At 36.8% G+C, this 12,441-nt stretch carries 13 protein-coding genes; 2 read left to right on the forward strand and 11 right to left on the reverse strand.

Translation table 11 applies throughout. The features are described from left to right. Positions 1–125 precede the first annotated feature (125 nt). From BAQ46_RS00145 to BAQ46_RS00190, 10 genes are all read right to left on the reverse strand, one after another. Positions 126–326: a sporulation YhaL family protein gene (locus tag BAQ46_RS00145; RefSeq protein WP_000449227.1), complete on the reverse strand. Its 201-nt coding sequence runs from the start codon at positions 324–326 to the stop codon at positions 126–128. 80 nt (positions 327–406) lie between these two features. Next, the gene (locus BAQ46_RS00150) at positions 407–1,279 is read right to left on the reverse strand and encodes an alpha/beta fold hydrolase (RefSeq protein ID WP_116777215.1); all 873 of its coding nucleotides are present in this window, start codon (positions 1,277–1,279) and stop codon (positions 407–409) included. Between the two features lie 239 nt (positions 1,280–1,518). Next, the gene (locus BAQ46_RS00155; protein WP_061185158.1) at positions 1,519–1,884 is read right to left on the reverse strand and encodes a Phr family secreted Rap phosphatase inhibitor; all 366 of its coding nucleotides are present in this window, start codon (positions 1,882–1,884) and stop codon (positions 1,519–1,521) included. Continuing rightward, positions 1,884–2,978: a response regulator aspartate phosphatase gene (locus BAQ46_RS00160; RefSeq protein WP_071741428.1), complete on the reverse strand. Its 1,095-nt coding sequence runs from the start codon at positions 2,976–2,978 to the stop codon at positions 1,884–1,886. The genes BAQ46_RS00155 and BAQ46_RS00160 overlap by 1 nt, the downstream gene beginning before the upstream one ends. A 256-nt stretch (positions 2,979–3,234) precedes the next feature. Beyond that, positions 3,235–4,212, reverse strand: a complete 978-nt coding sequence (locus BAQ46_RS00165; protein ID WP_061131470.1) for a ring-cleaving dioxygenase — start codon at positions 4,210–4,212, stop codon at positions 3,235–3,237. A gap of 44 nt (positions 4,213–4,256) precedes the next feature. Further along, positions 4,257–5,201, reverse strand: coding sequence for a ring-cleaving dioxygenase (locus BAQ46_RS00170; protein WP_000272995.1), 945 nt, complete (start codon positions 5,199–5,201; stop codon positions 4,257–4,259). A 424-nt stretch (positions 5,202–5,625) separates the two neighbouring features. Further along, on the reverse strand, positions 5,626–5,823 hold the full coding sequence (locus tag BAQ46_RS00175) for a hypothetical protein (RefSeq protein WP_000884893.1): 198 nt from the start codon (positions 5,821–5,823) through the stop codon (positions 5,626–5,628). Between the two features lie 303 nt (positions 5,824–6,126). Beyond that, on the reverse strand, positions 6,127–7,071 hold the full coding sequence (gene yhaM / locus BAQ46_RS00180) for a 3'-5' exoribonuclease YhaM (RefSeq protein WP_001970601.1): 945 nt from the start codon (positions 7,069–7,071) through the stop codon (positions 6,127–6,129). A 41-nt stretch (positions 7,072–7,112) separates the two neighbouring features. Beyond that, positions 7,113–10,037, reverse strand: a complete 2,925-nt coding sequence (locus tag BAQ46_RS00185) for an ATP-binding protein (RefSeq protein ID WP_071741429.1) — start codon at positions 10,035–10,037, stop codon at positions 7,113–7,115. Continuing rightward, on the reverse strand, positions 10,034–11,275 hold the full coding sequence (locus BAQ46_RS00190) for a metallophosphoesterase family protein (protein ID WP_071741461.1): 1,242 nt from the start codon (positions 11,273–11,275) through the stop codon (positions 10,034–10,036). Before BAQ46_RS00190 ends, BAQ46_RS00185 begins: the two co-directional genes overlap by 4 nt. Positions 11,276–11,443: 168 nt before the next feature. Between BAQ46_RS00190 and BAQ46_RS00195 the strand changes: the two genes are divergently transcribed. Beyond that, positions 11,444–11,629 carry a YhzD family protein gene (locus BAQ46_RS00195; RefSeq protein ID WP_000539554.1) on the forward strand — a complete coding sequence of 62 codons (186 nt, stop codon included), beginning with the start codon at positions 11,444–11,446 and terminating at the stop codon, positions 11,627–11,629. A 27-nt stretch (positions 11,630–11,656) separates the two neighbouring features. On the opposite strand, the gene BAQ46_RS00200 is transcribed toward BAQ46_RS00195, so the two are convergent. Continuing rightward, a complete protein-coding gene (locus BAQ46_RS00200; RefSeq protein WP_000582794.1) occupies positions 11,657–12,019 on the reverse strand; it encodes a hypothetical protein in 363 nt (120 codons plus the stop codon). Positions 12,020–12,173: 154 nt separating this feature from the next. Between BAQ46_RS00200 and BAQ46_RS00205 the strand changes: the two genes are divergently transcribed. After that, entirely contained in the window at positions 12,174–12,314 is a 141-nt protein-coding gene (locus BAQ46_RS00205) for a YflJ family protein (protein WP_000273537.1), read from the forward strand. Positions 12,315–12,441 lie beyond the last annotated feature (127 nt).

Raw genomic sequence — 12,441 nt, forward strand, 5'->3', positions numbered from 1 at the left:
AAACATATATATAAATGCCCTCAATAAAAGTTCATAATGAATTTCGTATACATGCTTCCCAACAAAGAAAAAGGCTACCACCTAGATGTAAACTTCTACTAGATAATAGCCTTTCAACATTTCTATTAAAGCAATACAGAATCTTTATCACTATCCTGATTACGTTTCTCGCGCTCTTCTGCTAAGCGCTTCATGTACACTTCGCCTTCTTTTTCAATAAACTCATTATCCATCTCTTGCTCTTTTTTTGAAGTATATAAAACCATGTAGCCACTTAATACGATCCCAACGATTACAAGATACACCCACCATGGTAAAGTTTCCACTCTACTTCATTCCTTTCCTTAGACAAGCCTTATTAGTTTCACTGTATGAGGAAAGAAGTACATTTATGCTTAAAATTTTATCATTGTGGATTCTTCGCGAAGAACGCTTGTACATATTCCATAAACTCGATTGGTTCCTGACGAAACGGTGCGTGGTATCCTTTTTCAATAATATGAAACGTACTATTCGCAAATAGCCCATGATACAGTTCACCATTTTTCCAAGAAACGCTCTTATCGTGTCGTCCCCATAAAATTAAAGTTGGCACCTTAATTTTATCGGCTTCCATCGCAATGCGGCGCTCTCTCATTTTCGTCAGCTGATCATAATGCTCTTTATCATCACGACTATTTTTCACTTCATTTTTATTGTAATCCGTAATCTCTGTTACAGTTTGTAAGTCTGTCGATAGCGGCGGCACTTCATAACTTTCTTTTTGCTGGAAAGATTCAATTCCTGTAGAGTCTGCTAAAATGAGATGCGTCACTGCGTCCGGATATAAATACGCTAAATTGAGGGACATCTCTCCGCCCATTGAATGACCGAGCACCGCAAACTGATCGTATCCGAGCTTCTTCATTAACTTATAATATAAATTCACTTGCGCAGGAAACGAATACTCAAAATCAATTGGCTTAGAAGAACGTCCAAACCCTAAAATATCCACTGCAATAATCGTGTGGTCCCGCGCTAGTTCCGGATAAATATCACTAAATCCATCTGAAGAACCACCAAACCCGTGCAGCATAAGTAAAGGAGGCTTCCCCTCACCAATTTTCTTAAAATAAATCGTCTGCCCGTCAATTTGCGCCATACTCTCTTTCGTATGCAGCTTCATCATAACAGTATCTTTCACTTCTCCAACCTTCGCAATCGGCTTATCAACGAAGTTACATACGATAAGCAAAACGAGCACAATACCGCTAATCAAATAAAACTTAAACCGTTTCAACATTCCCGTCTCCTTTCTCTTGTTGCTATTTAAAGTTTTTACATTATTTGGTTGTTTTATAATTATTTTTAATTGTAACTAAAACAGTTACAATTTCACTAAAAAAATATAACTCATTTCTATTACTAATGGTTATTTTGTAACTATTATAGTTACACATTTAAAGTAAGTCAATTCTTTTCTCTACATGGTCTAAAAATAGAAAAAGGGACTTCATGTTGAAGTCCCTTTCTTTGTTATTATAGTTGGCTTACTCCGCCGCCATCGCCTCTATTATCTACTGGTGCTCCGCCATCTCCTTTATTGAAGTTGGCTGGCGCTCCTCCATCGCCTCTATTATCTGCTGGTGCTCCGCCTGTTTCACCTATGTTAACGTAGTCTGGTCTTGCTGGCGCTCCACCCGTGTCTCCTCTATTAAAACTAGCATAGTCTGGTTTTACTGGTGCCCCACCAGTATCTCCTTTATTAAAACTAACATAGTCTGGTCTTGCTGGTGCTGGAACATCACCGTGCTCCGCTTGTTGTACAAAAGAACTATTTAAACCGACAGATACAATACCAACTAACACTATACCAGTTACAGCCATACCAATTTTTTTAAACATTATTTTAATGCTCCTCTCTCTATCTTCTTCTCTTTTGCCTGTAATGCTTTGTAAAAATAATCACTTGCTTTCATGTAATTAGCATCCTCACGAAACTTTATTGCAAGTTTTTCAACATATTCCTGAGTGTAACTATATAAAGATTCTTTATCAAAATAAGTAATTCCTTTAAGAATAATTTGCTCTAATTCTTTAATAGGAACATTACCATTTACTGCTTTTAAAATACTAAAATGATGTATATACTCTTCATTTTCTAACTCCATACAAATATTTAATCCTCTATCAATTAATTCTTCAGCAATGTTTGTTTCTCCCAGTTTAAAATGTTCCCTAGCTTGTAGGAAAATCGCTTTGAAATGTGCTGGGAATTTCTCTGTTACTTCTGAAAGATGTCGAATAGCTAGTGCAGAAAGGTTTTGACTTGCGTATAGCCAGCCTAAATTATGACGTACCCTTAAAAGCAATATAGCGTTATCCTGTTTTTGTAGAATATCTATCGCTGAATTTAAACACTCTTCTGCTTGTTCATATTGCTTTATTTGTATGGCAGTTAGTCCTAAAAGATTCTGAGATAAAGCAATATTCATATCTTGTCCTGCTTGTTTTGAAAAAATTTCTTTAGCTTTATTTACATATTTTATTGTATTCATTGGTTGCCTTGTATTGTAGAAAAATGCAGAAAGACGATAACAGAATTCCCCATATTCTAATTCATCAGGGATATATTTTATTAGTGTTTTGGCCTTCTCATAACATCTACTTGCATCATTGTAATTTGATATTAGAGTTGCATGCATTGCCTTAAAAAAATAATAGTAATATGACAAACGATTTTCAGACGTTTTATAAATTTCATCAATTTTATCAAAACTATTTTTAGTAATTTGTAAACCATCCGCCAGCACTTTATATCTAAAATCTAATAAAGAGTAATATAGCCACAAATCCCCATCCTCTTTTACATTAGAAAATTCACTCTCAATCTCTTCCTTCATCTCCGTTGCTTTCTCTATATTTTGCTGCAACATTACACGATACCAATCATCTAAAGAATGTTTCATTTGCTCCCTTGTTACTACATCTGCTCCCATACACTCGCATCCCCTTTTCTCCAAAATTACAAAATTAGGATATTTATAGAATTATCAAAATTGTATAGTATCACCTCTTTTCTATGTATTGAAAAATAATTATCAGAAAATTAAATATTTTAATTAATTATACCAAAGTTTTCCTTTTAGATAACTTGAGAAAGAGTTGTCAGAAAACTTAATAGAACAAATAAAAAAGCAAGCAATTCCAGCTATCAGCTAAAACTACTTGCTCTCCTACTTATTATCTCTACTTTTACTCTTTAATAAATTCCTTCGTGCTTCTTACTGTATCAATTGGACGAACTAATTTTTCGATTTCTTCACGTTTTGGCTCTAGGAATGGAGGTAAAGATAATTTTTCGCCAAGTGTTTCGTATGGCTCATCTCCCATAAATCCTGGGCCGTCTGTTGCAAATTCAAATAAGATTTGTGGTGCAACTCTTGCGTATAATGACTCGAAGAAGTGACGGTCTACATAACCAGATGAAGGAAGCCCTACGCTACTGATTCTCTCAATCCATTCTTCTAATACAGCGCGATCTTCTACGCGGAATGCAGCATGGTGCACTGTACCAAAACCTTGTCGTGCTTCTGGAAGAACTGTATTATGTTCTACAATGACAGAAGCACCGTTTCCGCCTTCGTTTACTTCAAATAAATAGAATTCTCCTTCTTGCGCAACCTCTTTAAATAATAGAACTTTTTCTAACACTTCTTTGAAGAAACTAAAGTTCGCAATGCGGATAAATACAGGTCCTAAGCCAGTAATTGCATATTCTAATGGAACTGGACCTTTTTGCCATGGTGTACCTGATTCGATTCCTTTATCAAGTTCATCTGAGATTAATTGATAATGTTGGTCATCAAAATCAACGAAAGAAAGAGTTTTCTTACCGAATTGTTCTTTAATTCCTGTATGTTCCACTTTCAGACGGTCAAAACGTTTTACCCAATATTCTAATGCTGCATCAGTTGGCACGCGGAATGAAGTTTTTGAAATTTCATTCGTACCGTGTACTCCTTTTGGAATACCTGGGAAGTCAAAGAATGTCATATCTGTTCCTGCACTACCTTTATCATCTGCAAAGAATAAATGATATGTTTGAATGTCATCTTGGTTTACTGTTTTTTTAACTAAACGCATTCCTAAAACGTGAGTGAAAAACTCATAGTTTTTTTCTGCACTACTTGTAATTGCTGTAACGTGGTGAATTCCTTTTAATTGGTTCATTTTATATTCCTCCAATAGTTTTAAAATTTATGTTTTCTCTTCTATTACTTCTCTTCAATAGGTGCTAAATTCGCTTCAATCTCTGCACGCTGATCTTCTAGGAACGGTGGTAAATCAAGCTTTTCTCCTAAATGTTCCACATCTCCATCAACTGTAAATCCTGGTCCATCTGTCGCAATTTCAAATAGGATTCCGTTTGATTCGCGGAAATATAAGCTTTTAAAATAGAAACGGTCGATGATTCCTGAAGACTGGAAGCCTCTTTGTATCACCTGTTCTTCCCAATAAGCAAGCTCTGCATCATTTTTCACACGAATTGCTAAATGGTGAATGCTACCGCGGCCCGGTTTTTCAGTAGGACCATCTAAATATTTCACAACGATTTCTCCAAAAGCCTCGCCTTTAATGGACTGAAAAATCGCTTCCTCTTCGCTGCGGCTAACCTCTGTATAACCAAACATCTCTGTAAGTGTACTCGCCATTTTATCAAGTCTACGAACTGTCATTTCCACAGAACCCATTCCTTGAATTTGATGCTCTGCAGGAACTTCTGATTTCTCCCAAGTTTCCCAGTGCTCTACTTTTTCTCCGTTTGAAACGAGTAATACTAAGCGAAGACCTTCAGCATCCTCAAATTGCAAAGCAGGACGATTTGCATATGTTGTTATTTCACTATGTTTCACATCAAATGTCTCAAATCGTTCTTTCCAGTAATGCAAGCTATCCTCTGAAGGAACGAGTAACCCAATTCGAGTAATGGCATTCGTACCGCGATATGTTTTTCCTACTAAAGGAATTTCAAAAAACGTTAATTCCGTACCTGGACTTCCTGTTTTATCTCCATAAAATAAGTGATACATTGATGGATCATCTTGGTTCACTGTCATTTTCACGCGACGTAAACCAAGTACATTTTTATAAAAATGATTATTTTTATTTGCATTTTTCGTAACCATCGAAATGTGATGATGCCCTTTAATCTCATACATTGTTTATTCCTCCGTTTCGTTTTACTAGTCAAGTGATAACTAAAAAAATAACATTTCCCACAACTAATATGGTTTTTAACGTTTCAATTTATTCTTCATTATGTTTTTGTAAATTCATCTTAGTTTTTACTGCATAACTTACTTTGTTTTTTATCGAAAGCAACTGAGTGTATGTTTTTCATATGACTCAATCGCTTTCGTTACTATCACTTTACACCTCAAGTGATTAAAAAGCAAGAGAAAAATCTCGAATTTGAGATATTTTTTTGTTAAATAACATTTTAGGATAAAGAATCGTTAATTGCTATATTTTTTTAAAGCGGTTATTTACATATTTACGATAATAAAATCACTTCATTTCAATTTCAAAAACACAATAGCCTATAATCAGTGCCGGATGTCCCACACTGATTATAGTTTCGTTTTATATATTCCAAAAATCACTATTTATATCACTATTATATTTATAATCAACCTTTTCTTTACCACACTTTTCGCACTTATAAAAATTAGCTGTGCCCATCTGACCTGTTTTAAAGTTTTCACTATCCAGAGTTTTAATAAATTTATATTTGTGTATACATTTAGGTTCTTTTACTTTATTCAGCCATTTGTCTAACATAAAGTGATCACTCCCCCTTTAAAGAATCTTCCTAATACACCTATACATTTAGAGTAAACTACAAAAGATTTCCAATCAATGGGCACTCGCTCTTACCTTCTTTGCATCACATCGTATGCAATTTTTTGTTAAAGATTTTTACTTTATTGTAAACAGATTCTCAACCATTAGCTTTACACCGGCTAATTCAACATTAATTTCCTATAGTTTCTTCTCTTATCGGGCAATAAAAAATGGTGTGAAAACTTAATTTCACACCATTTTTTATAACCATATTGGCATTCCATATTTAAAAAAGCGATTTTAATTATGAAACGTCGGCTTATAGAACGAACGATTATCAAGAGCAAAGACACGCTCTGTGTATTCGCCTGGTTTTGTGCGTCCTAATGCGCGGTCCATCATGTTCATTTTTGCATCTAAGTTGTCGATGTAATGCAGAATTTCTGCTTCTTTTACTAATGGTGGTTTTGGGCTACCCCATTCTGCTTTTCCGTGGTGAGAAAGCACGATGTGTTGAAGAATTAATACTTCTTCTGCATCAATTTGCAGCTCGTCTGCTGCTTTACCAATTTCGTTCACCATAATCGAAATGTGGCCTAATAAATTTCCTTCTAACGTATACGTTGTGGAAATTGGACCAGACAACTCGATTACTTTACCAAGGTCATGTAAAATAACGCCTGCATATAGTAAGTCTTTATCTAATGATGGATATAGATTTGAGATAGCTTTCGCTAAATCAAGCATCGATACGACATGATAAGCTAGTCCAGATACGAACTCGTGATGGTTCTTCGTAGCTGCTGGATAGTCTAAAAATTCGTTTTGATGCTTATTTAATAAATGTCTTGTGAGACGTTGAATGTTTGGATTTCTCATTTCGAATATGTATTGCGTAATTTTCTCGACCATATCTTCTTTTTTCACTGGTGCTTTTTCTACGAAGTCCGAGATGTCTGTTACTTCATTTTCATTCGCAACACGAATTTGTTTCACACGTAATTGAATACGGCCTTTGTAGTTTAGAATGTCACCAGCTACTTTCACGATTGTTTCCGCTACATATTGTTTCTCAACTTCTGGTGATACGTCCCATAGCTTCGCTTCAATATCTCCACTTGGATCTTGTAAGATTACTGTTAAAAATGGCTTTCCATTGCTTGCGATACCTTTTGTCGCTGTTTTAATTAACAAGAAAACATCGACTTGTTCACCAACTTCATATTCTGCAATTTTCTTTTTCATTCGAATTCCTCCACCAAATCAATTACTTTTAGTATAGCACACTACAACTCATTTTCTTTACGCATATGCGTTAATTTTATAATCTGTTTTTCTGTAAAATATGCGAGTAAATGCGCATGACATGTAAAGAAGATCACTTGTCTATCCTTTGCAATTTCCTTTATAAGTTTAATCGTCCGATTCGTCCTTACCGCATCAAAGTGCACGAAACTGTCATCAATAATAAATGGATAATCATGCTCAAATGTTTTTGCTAATGCAAATCTCAGCGATAAATACAACTGCTCAGCTGTCGCTTGGCTTAGTTCATGACTATAAAAACGCATACCGTCGTTACGCTCAACGATGAACGGCTCCGCCTCTGACGGTGAAAAGATTTTACTATATCGTCCGCCCGTTAAATACACAAAATACTCTTCTGATTTTTGTAAAATACGAGGAAGATGTACTTCATGATAATATTGCTTCGTTTTCGTTAACACTGTCTTTGCGGCCGCATACGCAGCCCACTTCTTCACTTGCTCACGCACTTGCGCTTTTTTCATTTCCCATTCATGCATTAAATCACCGTACGTACTACCTTCTTCTAAATTCGCAATTTCCATACGATGCTGTGCAATACGCTCTGTCAGTTCTTTTTCTTGTGCCAGACAGTTTTGCGCGGCTGTCAGTTCTTGCTTTAATTTTTCATCATAACCGTCAGCTTCATAATGTTCAGCTAATGATAAACTCGTTAAACGTTGTTCTAAAAGATCAATTTGCGGTAATAAACGTCCTACTTGCTTCTCCGCATCTTCACGTTTTTCCGCTAGTTTACCTGCTGCTAAAAACATCTCTTCATTTGTAGCTTCTGCAATATGCCATAAACTGTCTCGTTCTACTAGTAATTGCTTTAATTGTTCTTGCATAAACTCATATTCTTCTTGCCATTCCGTCAGTTTTTCTTTTAACTGCTTACAAGTTTGGCGTTTTTCTTTCTCATTTTGCATACGACTTTGCGCCTCGTGCAGCTTACTATACTCCGCGCTACCGATAACAGTTTCTAGTTTATGTTCAAATTGCGAAATCATTTCATATAATGAAGATTTTCGCTTGCCTTGCTTCTCTAATTCACGATATAATTGCTGCATTTTTTCCATACGCTCAAACGCCGGCAATATGTGTGCATATGTATAAAATTCAGGGAACGTATAGCGCTTCTTATATACATTTACTTGTTCGCTCATGCGGAACGTTTCTCTCTCCCATTCCTCATACGATGAAACGACTTTATCATACGCTCGCTCCATTTGCTGCAATTTATATGACTCACGCTCAAATAACTTACGAATTTCTTCGTCTTTTTCTAACTCATAACGAACAGACATCGCTTCTTCACTTTGTCTCCCGCCAGCACTTTGCTGAAGAGTAAGGAGCTCTTCTTGTAACCCACTTGACGGATCTTTATATAAAACAAGAGCAAGAACAATCCCTACAAAAACAATGACACTAATAAATAAGAGCGGGCGGTTATCTATAAATAAGCTCGTGAATAACACGCATGTGTTAATAAGAAGTAACAGAAGACAAACTCTTTGCCACTGCTTTTTCTTTTGCATAGCCGCTCCTGCTTTTTCCTCATACTTGCGCTTCATTCTCTCAGCGCCCATACCGATAAACGCCGCATCTTGGAACGACTTTTCTTTCTCGGCTAACGCACTTCGCTCTTCATCCGCTAACATTTGCTTCTGAATCTGTCTTATATTTTCTTCTTGTTCTTCTAATTGCTCTTGCGCTACTTTAAAATGACCATCAAGCTGTGCTTTTTGCGTTTCTAATTCACGCGCTTTTTGCACTGCTTGCGTAATTAACTCTTTCGTTGCCAAACTCATATCAAACGAAAGAACTGTTTCTTTTTCAAAAGTAGCACCGATTTGTTGCTCTAGTTCTGCAAGCTCTTCTTTTATATTCGTAATCGTTCCTGTTATATCACGCATTTCTTGGCGTGCATTTTCGTAAGACATATGCTGCATTCGAAGTTCTTCTACATAACTTTCTTTTTGTAAAAATTCTTCATCTATTTGAATCGATTCTATTTCTGACTGCACATTCTCTATTTTTTTATGAAGCGAATCAACTTGTAATTGGAGCGGCTCCATTTTCGCCTTAATCGCTTCATAGCGCGCCATTCCGTTTACAGGAAACTGCCCCTTCTCGTTTTCTAACACTTTCTCATACGCACGCTTTTCAATAACGAGAGGTTCAAGTGCTGCTAATATTTCATAATCTTGCTTTCGTTTTTCTGCACTCTCTTTTTCTGCGCGAACAGAAGCAAGCTTCTCTTCACTTTCTTTTAACTGCTCCACTTGCTTTTCATACGTGCCAATTTTTCCTTGCCACTCTTTCATCTTCTCTTCCAGTTTCTTCATCTCTTGCAGTGACACATTAATTTCCGGTTTACGCCCGCTCGGCTTAAAGCGCTGATCCATTTCTTTTTCTAGCTTTTTATCGAGCTGCAATAACGCATCACTTCCGACTGCACTTGCCGAAAATAAATAATTGCCGATATCCGCTTCGCCTAGCTGATGAATGTTTTGAAGACCGTGCATATCAAAAGAAAAGACCGATTCAAATAAACTTTCATTCATCCCGGTTAATATATCGTGTAAAATTTCTTCGCCGCCCGTTTTCCCGTCTTCAAAATAAACAGTTACCTCACCAACAGCCGTCTTTGGCAATCGTTCAATTTTCAAACGACCGTACTTCTCTGTTTGCACAGTGATTGCTCCGCCATACTTCCCGCCTTCTTTCGGTTCATAACGGCGCTGTCCTCTCGTCGGAAAACCGAATAAAATACTTTTCATAAACGAGCGAATTGTTGATTTCCCTGCTTCATTTTCACCGTATAACACCGTCAGCATTGACAGATCCATTTCCACATTTTCTAATTTTCCGTACCCATAAATATGGAGTTTTTCCATTCTCATTTTTTATCCCTCTCTTGCTGGAATAATTGTTCTAAAATAATATTTTCCGCTTCCTTCTGAATCTCTTTCTTCTCTTCTTCTGTAAAAGATTCAATACTATTACGCGCTATAGGAGATGTCCAAATCGTGCGCAATACGCCGTCCATATTTGTGAAAGCTTCTAACTCCTTTAGCACACTACCGACGAAATGATTTTCTTCTTTCAAACGTTCGATTTCCGCAAAAGAGACCGTCTCATTTTTCCACTTCATCGCATACACGAAATCTTTTCGCTCTTCGCCAGCTGCTAAAATATGAAAAATTTCTTCAACACGTTTTTCATCACGCAAATAAGGAGAAAGTGGTCCCTGCCCTGTAAATACGGCAGTTAAAAGCGTCCCTTCCTCTTCTCTTCGACATTCATTCATCGCTGTTGACACTGCTGTCATAAGATCATCAACAGTTTCAAGTCCATCAATATTCACTTCTATCTCATCCCACACAACATCTGCCGTATGGAAAAATGAACATTGCGTTCCTTGTTTCGTAAGTTCAATCAGGTACGCACCCTTCTCGCCTATTTCCTTACGATGACGACCTTGTATGTTCCCTGGATAAACGATGTATGGCTCTTCTAATAAAATTTCACGTTTATGTATATGGCCAAGAGCCCAATAATCAAACTGCTTTTCTTTCAGCTCACGAATTTGAAACGGTGCATAGCGATTATGCTCTGCATCCCCTTCCACACTTCCGTGAAGCATGCCAATATGAAAAGGCGCATCACTCATTTTCGTATACTGCGCTGTCATATTATCCGTTACCGCTTGCTGCAAATAACTAAACCCGTAAATAGAAGCTAATAGCTCACCATTTTTATAAAATGATTTCTCTTCTACGTAAGGCTCCGTAAACACATGAACATTTTCCGGAAACTCAATTGCTGCCCAGCTTCCCCCTAAATGATCGTGGTTACCGTGAATAATAAAAACAGGGATATCGTACTGCGAAAGTCTCTTCATTTGCTCGCGCACAAACACTTGCGCCCTCAAACTTCTCGTCTCCGCATCATACAAATCCCCGGCTAGTAATACGAAATCCACGCGCTCTTGAATCGCTTTATCAACAATACGCTCGAACGATTCAAACGTACTTTGCTTCATTCTCTCCCAAACAGACTGCGGTACATTCATCTCCATTCCTTTAAACGGACTATCTAAATGCAAATCAGCCGCATGTATAAACTTCACTTGTTTCACAAATAACGATCCTTTCTTTTTCCGTACTTTACTACGAATAGTAAATCTAGTGCTCATAAAACTTTCTCTCTATTTTACCACGCAATGTCATATATTTCTTTGCATATTCTAGTGATTTATGCCAAAATAGTTATAAGATTCTGATTTTTATTATTGGAGGGAATTTTCATGGGAGTATACGTTCTAACAGTCTTTGAAAAAGATGGTTCAAAAGCATTAGACGAATCATTCGAGGCGGCAACTGAAAAAGAAGCGAAAGCAAAAGGTGAATCTATTTTACGAGAAAAAGGATTGTATGAAAAAACACATCGCTGCACATCTACTGCAGGTAAGCTCGTTTTATTCCAGCGCTAAAAAAAAGAAGCGTCATCCGCTTCTTTTTCACTCTACTATATCTTCGTCACACCACGTAAACACCACATCTAGAATGCGATTACCGATACGTACGCGTTTATTCCATTTTCCTGTTTGGATCTGATGTTGCAATTCTGCTTTCATCTTTTCCGTCCAGTCGTGAATCGTTTCACTACCGTCGTACGGATATACGCCCTGAAACTCTTTCTGCAGTAGATGCAAGCTCTCTGCATCAAAATGAAAATGGAAGAAGTAGTTTGCTGTAAGCGATGGTTCTTGCAATCGTAAAAACTGATCATCAATTTGCTTTCTATTTCTATAGAAAGTAAAGATATTCACTTTACCGCTCGTAATTTGGTCAATTTGAATTTCGTGCTTCTCTATAATCACGTCTTGTCCACCTCGTTATATACTATCTTTAGTATATATGTCTTTTGCAACAAAGTTAACCATTTTCGCGCGAAATTCATTTCCTTCATTATATTACCTGTACCTCCATATGCAATCAGAACAAATAAAAACAAAGTTGAAGGGGAGCGATCACATGTATTTCGGAAGCAAAGGTTGGTATGTAAAAGAACTTAAAAAATTAGGTATCCGTACTTATGAAGGTAAAAAACTAGAATCGTATCGTACGCATGTGTTATCTAGTTTACTTGAGAGAATGAAGAGAGCTTCGGCTTAATAAAAAATAGAAGAAGCCACTTTTCAAGTGGCTTCTTGTCAGAGTATTAGGAAACCCTTCCATGGTAGTATCTTTATCCATCTCTTTAACATAAGGTTTATCCGTGAGAATTAATTCCGTATGCTCA

The organism is Bacillus paranthracis, assembly GCF_001883995.1.
GTDB classification, from domain to species: Bacteria; Bacillota; Bacilli; order Bacillales; family Bacillaceae_G; genus Bacillus_A; species Bacillus_A paranthracis.